This window comes from Planctomycetota bacterium (genome assembly GCA_016125255.1).
GTDB lineage: Bacteria > Planctomycetota > Phycisphaerae > Phycisphaerales > Zrk34 > RI-421.
In genome coordinates this window covers 1-13,446 of sequence record WGMD01000008.1, presented here as the reverse complement: position 1 = coordinate 13,446, position 13,446 = coordinate 1, and the positions used below count along the sequence as shown (strand labels likewise).

Sequence of the window (13,446 nt, the reverse complement as noted above, 5' to 3'; positions counted from 1 at the left end):
TGCCGCGGCGTCCGAAGCCATATCTCATGGACCCAGGTCGAAACCGGCTCGTCCATCACCTGGAAATACCCCTCGTGCATCCTCCAGGGCGATCACAGCGTCGGCGAGTTCTACTCCGTCGCACTGACGAATCTCCGCCAGCAGGCCGACACCGGCACGAAGATGATCCACATCGGCAAGCACACCCGCTCGACGATCGTCAGCAAGGGCATCAGCGCCGGGCATGGCCAGAACACCTACCGCGGCCAGGTCAAGATCCTCAAGGGAGCCGACCACGCCCGAAACTATACACAATGCGACTCCATCCTCATCGGCGACCAGTGCGGCGCGCACACCTTCCCCTATATAGAATCGCGCAACCCCACCGCGTCCGTCGAACATGAGGCCTCCACCAGCAAAATCGGTGAGGACCAGATCTTCTACTGCCAGCAGCGCGGCATCGACGAGGAAAACGCGCTGTCCCTCATCGTCAACGGCTTCTGCAAGGAAGTCTTCAACGAACTGCCCATGGAATTCGCCGTCGAAGCCAACAAACTCCTCGCCGTCAGTCTCGAGGGCTCCGTCGGCTGACCCCAACGTTTAGCGGCGGGGCAACGCCCCGCGTTCTGCCTTTGAAGGATTCGCAACCAATGACCACGCCTCTCATCGAAATCAAAAACCTCCACGCCTCCGTCGATGGCAAGCCCATCCTCAAGGGCATCAACCTCGCCATCCACCCCGGCGAAGTCCACTCCATCATGGGTCCCAACGGCTCCGGCAAGAGTACCCTCGCCAACGTCCTCGCCGGCAAGGAAGACTACGAAATCACCGACGGCCAGGTCATCTACCACGGCAAGAACCTCCTGGAAATGGAGCCCGACGAACGCGCCTGCAAAGGTCTGTTCCTCGCCTTCCAGTACCCCGTGGAAATTCCGGGGGTCAGCTCCATGCAATTCCTCCGCGCCGCCGTCAATGCCGTCCGCAAATATCGCGGACTTGATGAGCTTGACGCCATGAAGCTCCTGACGCTCTTCCGCGAAAAAGCCAAGCTGGTCGAAATCGATCTGGACATGCTCAAGCGGGCCGTCAATGAAGGTTTCTCCGGCGGCGAGAAGAAACGCCACGAAATCTTCCAACTCGCCCTGCTCGAGCCGACCTTCGCTGTCCTCGATGAAACCGACTCGGGCCTCGACATCGACGCCCTCCGCATCGTCGCCGATGGCGTCAACAAGATGCGCTCCCCCGACCGCGCCTTCCTTGTCATCACGCATTACCAGCGCCTTCTCGAATACATCGTCCCCGACTTCGTCCATGTCCTCGTCGACGGCCGCATCGTTCACAGCGGCGACAAGGAACTGGCCCTCGAACTCGAAAGCAAGGGGTACGGCTGGGTCGAGAAGCAGCCCGCCGCAGCCAGCTCCCCCGCCACCGCCGGCGCCCGCTAAGCGACAAGGACGAACCGATGCCTCAAGTCATGGAACAGACCGATTCCTTCGCCGCCGACTTTCAACGCGTCGCCGCCCGCGCCGCCGCCGGGCCGTGGGCCTTCTTCAGTGATCGCCGCCGCCGCGCCTTCGCCCGTTTTGCCGAGATGGGATTCCCCACGACGAAAATGGAGGAATGGCGTTTCACCAATGTGCAGCCCATTGCCAAAACCGCCTTCCAACTCGCCGAAAACACCGGCTCCGAAGTGACGGCCGACACCCTCGCCAGTCTCGCCTTCGGCGGCGTGAGCAGCGCCCGCATCGTCTTCGTCGACGGCCGCTACCGCCCCGACCTGTCCATCCTCCGCTCACTCCCCAAAGGCGTCGCCGTCACCGGCCTCGCCGCCGCGCTGACCGGCGAACACGCCGATCTGGTCCGCGAGCACCTCGGCCGCTACGCCGACGAAAGCGCCGATGCCTTCACCGCCCTCAACACCGCCTTCGTTGAAGACGGCGCGTTCATCCACATCGGCCGAAATCTCAAAATCGATGCGCCGATTCACATGCTCTTTTTCGCCACCGACGCCGATCGCCCCCTCGCGTCGCACCCGCGCAATCTGATCATCGCCGAGCACGGGTCGCACGCCACCGTGATTGAAAACTATGTCAGTCACTCGCAAAATGTCTACTTTTCCAACGCCGTGACCGAGGCCTGCGTCGGCCCCAACGCCGAACTGCACCACTACCTGCTCGAACGCGAGAGCGAAGCGTCCTTCAACATCGCCACCCTCCGCGCCGATCAGGACCGTGACAGCCGCTTCGAGTCCCACTCCGTCCTCCTCGGCGGCGCGATCGCCCGCAACAACATACACCTCGAACTCGTCGGCGAAAACGCCTACGCCATGATCAACGGCCTCTACCTGCCGCACCGTGACCAGCACATGGACAACCACATGCGCGTCGTCCATGCCGCCCCCAACTGCGGATCGCGCCAGTTCTACCGCGGCATTCTCGACGATCACGCCAAAGCCGTCTTCAGCGGCCGCATCGTCGTCAACGAAGGCGCTCAGAAGACCGATGCCGTGCAGCATAATTCGAATCTGCTTCTTAGTAATGACGCTCAGATCGACACCAAGCCGCAACTTGAAATCTACGCCGACGATGTCAAATGCACGCACGGCGCGACGACTGGCCAGATCGATGAAGACGCCCTCTTCTACCTTCAGGCCCGCGGCCTGAGCGAAGAAGCCGCCCGCGGCATGCTCATCTATGCCTTCGCGCACGAAAGCATCGACCGCATGGACATCGAAGCCATCCGCCGTCCGCTCGAAAAGCTCCTTGTCACGCGCCTGCCGCAGATGAGTCTGATGGACAATCTGCTCTAACCCATGAACCCGACCGTGACCCATCCCGACACGTCCTTCGACGTGCCGCGCGTGCGCGCCGACTTTCCAATCCTCGCCACGAAAGTCCACGGCAAGCCGCTCGTCTACCTCGACAACGCCGCGACCAGTCAGAAGCCCCAATGCGTCATCGACGCCATCGATGACTACTACCGCTCGACGAATGCGAATATCCACCGCGGCGTCCACTATCTCGCTGAAAAAGCGACCGAGGCCTACGAAGGCGCCCGCGCGAAAATGGCTCGTTTTCTCGGTGCGGATCACGCGCACGAGATCATCTTCACCCGCGGCACCACCGAGAGCATCAATCTCGTCGCCCAATCGTTCGGCCGCTCGACGCTCAAGCCCGGCGACGAAGTGCTCATCACCTGGCTCGAGCATCATTCCAACATCGTCCCCTGGCAGATGGTCTGCGAACAGACCGGCGCGACGCTCATGGTCGTTCCCATCAATGACCGCGGCGAACTGGACATGAACGCGTTCGAGTCGCTGCTGACCGAGCGTACGAAGATCGTCGCGGTCAATCATATTTCCAACGCGCTGGGCACGATCAATCCGATCAAGCGCATCATCGATCGGGCGCATCAGGCCGGGGCTGTCGTGCTCATCGACGGTGCGCAAGCCGCTCCGCATCTGAAGATCGACGTACGGGCGCTCGGCTGCGACTTCTACGCCTTGTCCGGTCACAAGATGTACGGCCCGACCGGCATCGGCATCCTGTGGGGCCGCGAAGCGCTATTGGAAAAGATGCCCCCTTATCAAGGCGGCGGCGACATGATCGCTTCGGTGACATTCCAGAAAACCGTCTACAACAATCTGCCGTATAAATTCGAAGCCGGCACGCCACATATCTGCGGCGGCATCGCGCTGGGCGTCGCCGCCGACTACCTCGCCGCGATCGACTACACCGCCATGAACGCCCATGAACACGCGCTCACCGAATATGGCACGCAGCAGCTTTCGCAAATCGAAGGCCTGCGCCTCATCGGCACCGCCGCCGAAAAAGTCAGCGTACTCTCGTTCACGCTCGAAGGCATTCATCCCTACGACATGGCCCCGGTGCTTGATCGCGAGGGCGTGGCCGTGCGGACCGGGCATCATTGTGCCCAGCCGGTGATGGATCGCTTTCATATTCCCGCCACCGTCCGCGCGTCCGTGGCGATGTACAACACGCGCGAAGACATCGACGCCCTGATCGCCGCACTCGCCAAAGTCCGCCGCATGTTCGCGGGACTTTGAAACGGGCCACGCGCGTAGAATGCATCACCATGACCGAACAGGCCGCCATCACGATCGACGAACTCACCGAAAACTTCGAGTTCCTCGGCGACTGGGAGCAGCGGTTCACGTATCTGCTCGACCTGGGCAAGAAACTGCCGCCGATGAAGCCCGAAGACTGCAATGAGGACACGCGCGTGCACGGGTGTCAGGCCACCGTGTTCCTCAAGGAGCATGTGACGCCCGCATCGAACGGCTCTCCCGCCATCATCGAGTTTGATGCACAGGCCGACGCTTTTCTCGTCAGCGGGCTCATTGCCATCCTTCGCATTATCTACAACGGCCGCACGCCGCAGCAGATTCTCGACACCGACATCACGGGCATCCTGACCAAGCTCGATCTGGAAGAACATCTGAGCCCGACGCGCCGCAACGGATTGCACGCCATGGTCAAGCGCATCCGCGCCCTCGCCGCCGCGTATCAGTGAGCCCAATCGTCATGCGTATCTACTCCTCCGAACCGACCCCGCCCCAGCCGCCCGAAGGCGATCCCCCCGCTGATCTGCGCGAGCGCATCGTTTACGAGCTGAAGCGTATCTTCGATCCCGAGATTCCCATCAGCATTTACGAACTGGGGCTGATCTATAAGATCGACATCGACGAGCCGACCGGCGCGGTGAAGATCGATATGACGCTCACGACGCCCAATTGTCCCGAAGCGCAGGTGCTGCCCGGCGAGGTGCGCCGCGGCGTCATGACGATTCCGCAGGTCAAAAGCTGCGATGTGCAGATCGTGTGGGACCCGCCTTGGAACAAGGACCTGATGAGCGATGCGGCGAAACTGCACCTGGGGCTGATGTAGTTTTCACACGAGCCGCGGATGCGGGGCCATGAAAACCAGCAGCGTCGCAGGGTCGTCCGACTCGTTGACGACGCCATGCAGCACGCCCGCCGGCGCGATCGCCGTGTGACCGGCTTCGAGCGTGCGTGTCTCGTCGCCGATGCGGACGGTGCACGAGCCGGTCAATACGTGGTACACCTTGTCGTTGGCGTCGTGCGTGTGATCCTTCTGCGACTGGCCCGGCAGCAGGCAGTACACATCCGTGAACATCCGCGGCGATTCGTAGAGGTTCACCTTCTGCATCTTCTCGACGCTGAACCGTGCCAGCGCCGCCGGCTCGAAAAAGTAGTCAGTATCGCTCACGGGCCTTGCCCTTTCCGCCGCGTTCGTCCTTGCGGATATGGGTGTGACTGAAAATGTGCTCCGAGCAGTAGCATGGGGCGCCGTCGCACTCGGGACAGTAACGAAACTCCTCGTTGGGATGCGACTTGTCCGTCTTGCCGCAGATGATGCATTCGTGAAACGCCTTGTTTTTATCGGCAAACGCCGCCGCCCGGCGCGCCATGCCGCGCTGTCCGGAGCGTAATCGCTGGAAAATGTCCCGGCTGAAGAACAGCAGATAGTTCACCACCGACGCCCCCGCGGCAAGTTGACTGACCCTGTCCCCGGCGACAATGGCGTACGCAATGAGCAATCCGGTCACCATGGCGATCCACTTGACGCGCACGGGAAAGAAGAACATCAGCATCAACTCGAAGTTTGGATAAAGTGTCGCGAATGCCAGCAGAACCGTCAGCAGAATATACGTATTGGCCATCGGCAGCATCGGCACCAATAGCGCCGTCGCCACGGTCGCCAGGTACGCCACCAGCACGAAGACGTTATACCGGAACGTGCCCCAGTGTCCCTCCAGCGCCGTGCCCATCAAGTAAAAGATGTACCAGGTGAAAATGGCGAAAATCGGATTCTCAATCGGCGGGATGAAGATGAACGTGACGAGCCGCCACCATTCGCCCGCGAGCACCTGGTTCCAGATCAGCGCCATGTCGGCGACCGTCTGCGGATTGGCGCGCGCCAATCCGTAGAACACGATCTGCCCGCCGATGATCGTCTCGGTGGTGAACGGGACGGAGAGCCGGCCCATCTTTTTCGCAAGCCAGTCCAGTAACGTCATGCGGACAGATTACCGGATCGGCTGCGCGATGACCAATGGCGCGAGCGGCGATTGGTCACGCCGCCGCTTTGGCCGTACAATCGCCTCATGGGCAAGCAACACGCACCCGGATTCCTCAAGATTGTCAATGACGCCAAGACGCGCATTCACGAATGCACGGTCGACGATGTGCGTGCAATGCTCGAGGCCGGTGAGCCGTTTGTGCTTGTCGATGTGCGCGAAGAAAGCGAATACGCCGCCGGTCATCTGCCGGGCGCTCTGCATCTGGGCAAGGGCGTCATCGAGCGCGACATCGAGAAGGAGATCCCCGACCCCGATGCGCCGCTCGTTCTCTACTGCGGCGGCGGATTCCGATCGGCGCTGGCGGCCGACAATCTTCAGAAGATGGGCTACACCAATGTCCGCTCAATGGACGGCGGATGGCGCGGGTGGACCGAGGCCGGGCTCCCCACCGAAAAACCCGCGTAATTCCGATATTTTCAGCTACCCCCTGTGAGTGCACGCATGAAGTCTTTCCCCGCCATGCTTCGCTACGCCTGCCTGCTGCTCGTTCTCTCGACGGGCCTCGCACGCGCCGACGACGCGATCTCGTTCGACATTAAGACCATCGAAGGCCTGCAATACGATGTGAAACGGCTCGTCGTCCCGCCGGGCGCAAAGGTCGTCCTGCACATCGAGAATCTCGATTCGATGATTCACAATCTGGTGATCACCGAACCCGGCGCGCGCATCGAGATCGTCAACGCCGCGCTCGCGCTTGGGGCCGATGGGCCGGCTCTCGGATATGTGCCCAAGTCGGACAAGGTGCTCTTTTCCGTCCCGGCGATCGAGCCGGGCGAGAGCGCGAAGCTGGAGTTCACCGCGCCGAAAGTCCAGGGCGTGTATCCCTATGTCTGCACTTTTCCGGGACATGGGTTTGTCATGTACGGGGCGCTGTACGTAGGCGAGAAGCTGACGTTGCCGCCGGAAGATAAAGATCCGAATCTGCCGCCTCCGATGCCGGCGATGGCTCATCATCATCATGACGCCATGAAGCCGATCGTCTACCGCACGTTCATGCGCGATTGCGGGCCGGCGGCGATCGCGGTGCATCTGCCCGGCGAACAGTCATATTGTTTTGACGCGGGCGCCTGCCGGCTGCGGTACGCATGGACCGGCGATTTCATCGACGATTTGGCGATTCTCGAAGCCAAAGCGGACGGGTTCGCCCATGTGCTCGGCCGCATCTGGTGGCGGGCGGATGATGCGTTTCCCCTGCGGTTCGGCAACTCCGATCACCCGCCCGTGGTTCACTTCCGCGGGTACACGCTCATCGAATCGCTGCCGGAGTTTGAGTATGACGTGGACGGATACCGCGTGCATCAGCTCATCACGCCGATGCCGCACGGCCTTGCGCAAACCTTCCGAATCGACAAGCTCGATCAGTCGGTGACGCTCATCACTGACCCCGACAGCGGCGCGGCATTCGCAAGCTCGATCGGCGGCTTTGAAAATGGCGAATTAAAGCTCTCCGCGGAACAGGGCAGACAATTCACCATCCGCATGACCAATCGGCCAAAGGTCGAGCCCATCGGCTACTGGTCGATGAACGATCAACAATGGGACAAGTGCCCGAGCCCCGAGCCGGGCGTGCGCGGGCAGGCGCTGCGATTCAACGGCAAGAACGCGGAGCTCGATTCGGGCGTCACGACGAACCAGCTTAAGGACGGGCTGACCATGATGGCGTGGGTCAACGTGCGCAAGGTCGCCAAGGAAGGCGCGTACCTCATCGGCGCCGGCGAAGCGGACAAGTCCGTCGGGATTCGCGTGGATTCCGAGGGCTTTGCCGCCAGTGTCGCTGATGGAAACACGACGCATGCATGGCACATGAAGACGACGACGCGCGAAGAGTGGCACCATGTCGCGCTGATCGTCGGGGATGGGAAGGCGAGCTTCTACGTCGACGGCAAGCGCATCGAAACGGGCTCGCCCGTCAAACTCGACATGCCCGATGCCCATGTCTTCGTCGGCTCGCGCGGGGGAGATGCGTTCTATGAAGGACTCATGGATGAAGCCCGCCTGTATGACCGGGCGCTGAGCGAAACGGAACTTGAAAAGATTTACAAGCGGGAGGCGCCATGATGTTCATGCGTTATCTGTTTTGTGCGATTGTTCTGACAGCCGTGATGGCGCCGCCGCATGCTTTGGGCGAGATCGAGCAGTACTACAAGATCGAAAATATCGAGACGCCCAAGGACGTCCCCGCGGAGGTGGACGGCGTGGCGATGATGCCTGACGGGCGCATCGCGGTGTGTTTCCACCGCGATGGCGTCTGGATGTACGACCCGGCGAAAAAGACATGGAAGCAGTTCGCGGAGGGGCTGCACGAACCGTTGGGGATCGTGGCGATCAACGATCATGAAGTCGTTGTGATGCAGCGGCCGGAACTGACGCGGCTGCGCGACACGGACGGCGACAATGTGGCGGATCAGTACATCACCGTCACGGATGATTTCGGGATGACGGGCAATTATCACGAATTTGCATTCGGGCCGGTCATGGACAAAGACGGTAATTTCTACATTTCGCTGAACACGGCTTCGAACGGCGCGGGGGTGCGCTACGAAGTGCGCGGGGCGACGGCGCCCAATGGCCGGGCGGGGCGGATGTATTCGTATGTGCCGTGGCGCGGGTGGGTGATGAAGGTGACGCCGGAGGGGAAAATCGAGCCGTTTGCGCTAGGGTTCCGTTCTCCCAACGGGCTGGGGTTTGACATGGAAGGCAATCTGTTCGTGACGGACAATCAGGGTGACTGGATCGGCACGAGTCCGTTGTATCACGTGATGAAGGATCATTTCTATGGTCACGTGGCGAGTCTGGTGTGGAAAAGCGGATTTGAAGGCGATCCATTGAAAACGCCGGTGAAGGAACTGGACGCGATGCGGACGAAGGCGGCGGTGCTGTTTCCGCATGGCGTGATGGCCAATTCGCCGACGCAGCCGCTGTGCGACACGACGGGCGGGAAGTTCGGTCCGTTCGCGGGACAGATGTTCGTGGGCGAGATGAATCGGGCGCGGCTGATGCGCGTGATGCTTGAAAATGTCGGTGGGGAACTACAGGGGGCGAGCGTCGTTTTCTACGACAATGCCGGGCTATCGGCTGGGGTGAGCCGCATGTGCTTCGATGCGGCGGGGGCGATGTATGTCGGTCACACGAAGCGCGTGCGCGGCTGGTCGGGCGGGACGGGGTTGCAGAAGCTGACCTGGACGGGCGTCGTTCCGCCGGAAGTTCAGGCCATGCATCTGACGAAGGACGGGTTCACGCTGACATTCACCCGTCCGCTCAATTCCGAGCAGGCCTCCAACGCCTCGAACTACAAATTCCGGCGATATTATTATGAGTATCATCAACAGTACGGGTCCAACCAATTCGGCATGCATGCCGTCCCCGTCACCGCCGCCAAAGTCAGTGCGGATGGGCGGACGGTGTCGCTGACGCTCAGCGAGTTGATGCCGGGGTACATCCATGAGCTGACGCTGGCGAATCTGACGACGGCGGATGAGGCGCATCCGATCGTGAATCGGACGCTGTATTATGCGTTGAATCGGTTGGTCGATGAGGGGGCGGGGCCAGTCGATGGGGGCAAATAAGAGGGGAACCCACGCCTGAAAGGCGTGGGCTTCGGGGTTATTTACTGGCCGGCGTTCTGCATTTGGCGAAGCATCAACAGTCGCTGCTGGATTTCCTGGGCTTCGGGGACGAGACGGGCGAGGTACTGGGTGAAGGTGATGGCTTTGTCCCACTGTTTGGTCTGGGCGTAGAAGATCGACATGGCGTTGACGACGTCGACGTTGGTCTGGTCCAGCTTGTAGGCACGGAGGTAGGCGGCCTCAGCTTCGTTGACACGCCCGAGTCGCTGAAGCGCGAGGGCATCGTTGTACTGCACACGCAGACGGTCGGGCAAAAGTTCCGCGGCTTTATCGAGCGATTCGACGGCGTCGGCGAGACGGTTGGGTTCCTCGGCAATGAGCAAACCCCGGGAGTAGTACGCCTCGCCGAGCACCATCTTCCACGAGTCGGCGGTCATGTGCAGATCGCGCGGACTGGCGATCACTTCCGAGAGCAGTTTCTCCGCGTCGGCCTTGCGGTTCTGCTGGTTGTAGAGCATGGCGAGGTTCATTTTCGCCTGCGAGAAACCGGCGTCGAGGTGCAGCGCGGTCTGATACTCCTGCTCCGCGCGATCGAGCTGGTTCATGTCCGTGTAGAGCAGCGCCAGATTCATGTGCGCTCCGGGCATCTCGGCGAAGGCGTCCTGCGACGCGGCATACTCGGCAAGCGCGGCGTCGAACTGCTTGCGCTGCTCGGCGGAGAACATCTCCGGCGGCACCGACGCGAGCGACCGGGCCGCCAACACGCGCACGAGCTTCACGCGATCGGCAAGCAGCGGCGCGACGGCGGCGAGGCGCTGCTTGGGGTCGACATGCACGAGGCCTTCGGCGGCCCGCGCCCGCACCATCGCGGCGGGATCGGTCAGGGCGGAAATCATCGACGCGGCGGCTTCGGGAACCGGATAGTTGCTCAGCAGGCGGATCGCCGTAGCGCGGACGATGACGGGCAGCGTCGGATCGCCGACGACACGTGCCAGTTTCGCCGGCGCATCGAGGGCCCCATCGCGCCCGGCGGCAAGCGCCTCGCCGTAGTGCGGATCGACGGCGCGCTTGGGCCCGAACCATTCGACGACCTTGTCCGCCGCCCATTTCGCGCCTTTGTCGGCGTGACAATTGTCGCACGCATTGGGCACGCCGATTTTGACGGTCAGATCGGGGCGGGGCAGGCGGATGCTATGGTCCCGGCGGAAATCGACGACCATGTAGTTCTTGCCGGGCATGTGGCAGTCGACGCACCTGGAGCCGGGCGTGCCGGGAGCGTGATGAAAATGGGCGGGCGTGTCGTACTTCTCGGCGGGGTGGCCTTCATGACAGCGGACGCACAGATTATTCGTCGGCTGATGATCGGGCGTGATGAGCTTGAGCGAATGCGGGTCGTGACAATCGGTGCAGCGCACGTTGCGGTGATACATCTTGCTCTGCATGAACGACCCGGTCACGTAGACTTCGTCAAGGATCTGCCCGTCCGCGTGATAAAGCCCCGGCTCGAGCGTCTCCAGCTCATAGTGATCGTCGTACGGTTCGCCATGCACATAATTGTCATCGAGAATCTGACGGCGGGAGTGACAGGGCATGCACGTATTGATTTGCGGCAGCGAACTGAGCGACTTGATCGGATTCTCGATGCCGCGACTGGACCCGATGAGCCAGCGCTTGGCGATATTGCCGTAGGCCCAGTCGACATGGTTGGACCCCGGGCCGTGACACGCTTCGCAGGACACGTCCAGCTCGGACCACTTGGTGTGATACGTGTCGGTCTTGGCGTCGTAATTCTTGTGCAGGTCCGTGGAGTGGCACGAAGCGCACATGTAGTTCCAGTTCTGTAGCCGCTGCGTCCAGAAGAGCGGGTCGTGCGGGGCGATGTGCTCATCGGGGTGGAGGTGGTACCACTTTTTGAGATTCACGTCCCACGCGATGGGCAGACACTGAATCCGCCCGCCGGGGAATTCGACGAGGTACTGCTGGAGGGGTTTGACGCCGAAGGTGTACTTGATTGGGTAGTCGTGAAGCTGCCCGTCGGGGCCTTCGGTGTTGACGAAAAACTGGTTGTCGCGTTTGAAGAAGGTCGTGGTGACGCCGAAGGCGGTGAAGGTCGCGTTGTTGAAGTCGCCGAGGACGGTGTCGGGGGCGGCATGGTCCATCGCGCGATCGTGATCGGAATCCTTGTACAGCGCGGCTTGGGGCTTATGACATTCGATGCACGAGCTTCGCCCGACGAATTGCGCGGCCGGATGGGACGTTCCGCGGGCGCCGAGGACGACACTGATCACAAGCGCGACGATCAGCACACAGGTGACGTAAAGCGGGCGGCGGGATTTGGATGCGGTCTCAGGCATGGGCCATGTCGGTTTGGAATCAGTGCCAACGCACGGGGCGGGCGAACGATTGCGGAGTTTAACAGACTTGTTGCGAAGCGGGGTTGTCCGAATCGAAAGGGCCTTCAACAATAGAGGTATGACTCGTCACCTCATCACCGTCGCGGTTCTGGTCGTGTTCAGCGGACTGGGTTTGCCGGCTGGTGCGGCGGAGGGCATTGACTGGCCCTGCTGGCGCGGCCCGGAGCATGACGGCATCAGCCGCGAAGTCGGATGGAACGCCAACTGGCCCGGCGGCGGTCCGCCCGTGCTATGGAGAGCGAACATCGGCGTCGGCTTCGGCTCCTTCGCCGTCGTCGGCGAGCGGGTGTACGTCATGGGCAACGCCGGCGGGCAGGAAACCGTCTACTGCTTCGACGCCGCGAGCGGCAAGGAAATCTGGAAGCACGCCTACCCCGCCGACCTCGTGGCGAACATGCACGAAGGCGGCCCGGGCGCGACCCCCGCCGTCAGCGATGGCAAGGTCTACACCGTCGGCAAAGAAGGCGCCCTGCTCTGCCTCGACGCGGCCAACGGCAAAGTCCTCTGGGCCAGCGATCTTCGCAAGCTCACCGGCGCACGCAAACCCCCCGCATGGGGCTTCACCTCCTCCCCCCTCATCGACGGCGACAACGTCGTCTATCAGGCCGGCCCAACCATCGCGCTCGATCGCAACAGCGGCAAACCCGTCTGGCGATCCACCGAATACAAGCCCGCCTACTCGACCCCCGCACCCTTCGATATCGACGGCAAACGCGGGCTCGCCGTCCTCAACTCCTTCGGCCTCGTTCTCCTCGATGCCGCCACCGGACGCGAACTCTCACAGTATCCATGGAAAACCTCCTTCGACACCAACGCCACCACGCCCATCATCACCGGCCAAACCGTCTTCCTCTCGACCGGCTACGGCAAGGGCTGCACCCTCCTGAAAATCGCCCCAGGCAAAATGCAGCGCGTCTACGAGAACCGCTCCCTCGCCAATCACATGAACACCTCCGTCGTCCTCGATGAACACGTCTATGGCTTCGACGGCAACACCCACACCGGCGCCCCGCCCGAACTCGTCTGCATGGAACTGGCCACCGGCAAGGAAAACTGGCGCCAGTCCGGCATGGGGGCCGGGTCGCTCCTCATCAGCGATAACAAACTCCTCGTCCTCAGCGAAACCGGCGAACTCCTCGCCGCCCCCGCCAAACCCGACGCCTTCCGCCCCATCTCTAAAGCCAAAGTCATCAACGGCAAATGCTGGACCGTCCCCGTCCTCTCGCATGCCCGCCTCTACCTCCGCGACGCCGCCGGCGACCTCCTCTGCCTCGACCTCCACACCCACTTACCCCCTTCCTTTTATTCTTCTCCCAAACCCCCACCATCCCCCCCCCCCTCCACCCCAACCGTCATCCCCCCCC

13 protein-coding genes are annotated in these 13,446 nt (G+C 61.9%); 10 read left to right on the top strand and 3 right to left on the bottom strand.

Annotated elements, in window-relative coordinates; all coding sequences use genetic code 11:
- From GC162_08675 to GC162_08650, 6 genes are all read left to right on the top strand, one after another.
- A partial coding sequence (locus GC162_08675; protein ID MBI1368710.1) for a Fe-S cluster assembly protein SufB occupies nt 1–570 on the top strand: 570 nt, incomplete at its 5' end.
- 59 nt (nt 571–629) lie between these two features.
- The gene (sufC, locus tag GC162_08670) at nt 630–1,424 is read left to right on the top strand and encodes a Fe-S cluster assembly ATPase SufC (GenBank protein MBI1368709.1); all 795 of its coding nucleotides are present in this window, start codon (nt 630–632) and stop codon (nt 1,422–1,424) included.
- Between the two features lie 17 nt (nt 1,425–1,441).
- Nucleotides 1,442–2,788, top strand: coding sequence for a Fe-S cluster assembly protein SufD (gene sufD, locus GC162_08665; protein ID MBI1368708.1), 1,347 nt, complete (start codon nt 1,442–1,444; stop codon nt 2,786–2,788).
- Between the two features lie 3 nt (nt 2,789–2,791).
- Nucleotides 2,792–4,045, top strand: a complete 1,254-nt coding sequence (sufS, locus tag GC162_08660; GenBank protein ID MBI1368707.1) for a SufS family cysteine desulfurase — start codon at nt 2,792–2,794, stop codon at nt 4,043–4,045.
- Between the two features lie 29 nt (nt 4,046–4,074).
- Nucleotides 4,075–4,512, top strand: coding sequence for a cysteine desulfuration protein SufE (locus GC162_08655; protein MBI1368706.1), 438 nt, complete (start codon nt 4,075–4,077; stop codon nt 4,510–4,512).
- A gap of 11 nt (nt 4,513–4,523) precedes the next feature.
- A complete protein-coding gene (locus GC162_08650) occupies nt 4,524–4,886 on the top strand; it encodes a DUF59 domain-containing protein (protein ID MBI1368705.1) in 363 nt (120 codons plus the stop codon).
- Between the two features lie 3 nt (nt 4,887–4,889).
- On the opposite strand, the gene GC162_08645 is transcribed toward GC162_08650, so the two are convergent.
- Both GC162_08645 and GC162_08640 read right to left on the bottom strand, forming a co-directional pair.
- The gene (locus tag GC162_08645; protein ID MBI1368704.1) at nt 4,890–5,168 is read right to left on the bottom strand and encodes a cupin domain-containing protein; all 279 of its coding nucleotides are present in this window, start codon (nt 5,166–5,168) and stop codon (nt 4,890–4,892) included.
- Nucleotides 5,169–5,214: 46 nt separating this feature from the next.
- Nucleotides 5,215–6,039, bottom strand: coding sequence for a hypothetical protein (locus GC162_08640; protein MBI1368703.1), 825 nt, complete (start codon nt 6,037–6,039; stop codon nt 5,215–5,217).
- A gap of 87 nt (nt 6,040–6,126) precedes the next feature.
- Between GC162_08640 and GC162_08635 the strand changes: the two genes are divergently transcribed.
- Genes GC162_08635 through GC162_08625 form a run of 3 tightly spaced genes read left to right on the top strand, consistent with a single transcriptional unit; the run spans nt 6,127 to nt 9,668 of the window.
- The gene (locus GC162_08635; protein ID MBI1368702.1) at nt 6,127–6,507 is read left to right on the top strand and encodes a sulfurtransferase; all 381 of its coding nucleotides are present in this window, start codon (nt 6,127–6,129) and stop codon (nt 6,505–6,507) included.
- Nucleotides 6,508–6,543: 36 nt separating this feature from the next.
- Nucleotides 6,544–8,160, top strand: a complete 1,617-nt coding sequence (locus GC162_08630; protein MBI1368701.1) for a hypothetical protein — start codon at nt 6,544–6,546, stop codon at nt 8,158–8,160.
- Nucleotides 8,161–8,174: 14 nt separating this feature from the next.
- Nucleotides 8,175–9,668, top strand: coding sequence for a hypothetical protein (locus GC162_08625; protein MBI1368700.1), 1,494 nt, complete (start codon nt 8,175–8,177; stop codon nt 9,666–9,668).
- A 41-nt stretch (nt 9,669–9,709) separates the two neighbouring features.
- Here the strand turns inward: GC162_08625 and GC162_08620 are convergent, their stop codons facing one another.
- Nucleotides 9,710–12,022 carry a tetratricopeptide repeat protein gene (locus tag GC162_08620; protein ID MBI1368699.1) on the bottom strand — a complete coding sequence of 771 codons (2,313 nt, stop codon included), beginning with the start codon at nt 12,020–12,022 and terminating at the stop codon, nt 9,710–9,712.
- On the opposite strand from GC162_08620, the gene GC162_08615 reads away from it, so the two are divergent.
- Nucleotides 12,021–13,446: PQQ-binding-like beta-propeller repeat protein (locus tag GC162_08615; protein MBI1368698.1), on the top strand; the 1,426-nt coding region annotated here is incomplete at its 3' end. The genes GC162_08620 and GC162_08615 overlap by 2 nt on opposite strands.

What these genes read in the sequence shown, in the direction of transcription:
- sufC (MBI1368709.1), top strand. Translation starts at nt 630, where the DNA reads ATGACCACGCCTCTCATCGAAATCAAAAACCTCCACGCCTCCGTCGAT.
- sufD (MBI1368708.1), top strand. Translation starts at nt 1,442, where the DNA reads ATGCCTCAAGTCATGGAACAGACCGATTCCTTCGCCGCCGACTTTCAA.
- sufS (MBI1368707.1), top strand. Translation starts at nt 2,792, where the DNA reads ATGAACCCGACCGTGACCCATCCCGACACGTCCTTCGACGTGCCGCGC.
- GC162_08655 (MBI1368706.1), top strand. Translation starts at nt 4,075, where the DNA reads ATGACCGAACAGGCCGCCATCACGATCGACGAACTCACCGAAAACTTC.
- GC162_08650 (MBI1368705.1), top strand. Translation starts at nt 4,524, where the DNA reads ATGCGTATCTACTCCTCCGAACCGACCCCGCCCCAGCCGCCCGAAGGC.
- GC162_08645 (MBI1368704.1), bottom strand. Translation starts at nt 5,168, where the DNA reads ATGCAGAAGGTGAACCTCTACGAATCGCCGCGGATGTTCACGGATGTG.
- GC162_08640 (MBI1368703.1), bottom strand. Translation starts at nt 6,039, where the DNA reads ATGACGTTACTGGACTGGCTTGCGAAAAAGATGGGCCGGCTCTCCGTC.
- GC162_08635 (MBI1368702.1), top strand. Translation starts at nt 6,127, where the DNA reads ATGGGCAAGCAACACGCACCCGGATTCCTCAAGATTGTCAATGACGCC.
- GC162_08630 (MBI1368701.1), top strand. Translation starts at nt 6,544, where the DNA reads ATGAAGTCTTTCCCCGCCATGCTTCGCTACGCCTGCCTGCTGCTCGTT.
- GC162_08620 (MBI1368699.1), bottom strand. Translation starts at nt 12,022, where the DNA reads ATGCCTGAGACCGCATCCAAATCCCGCCGCCCGCTTTACGTCACCTGT.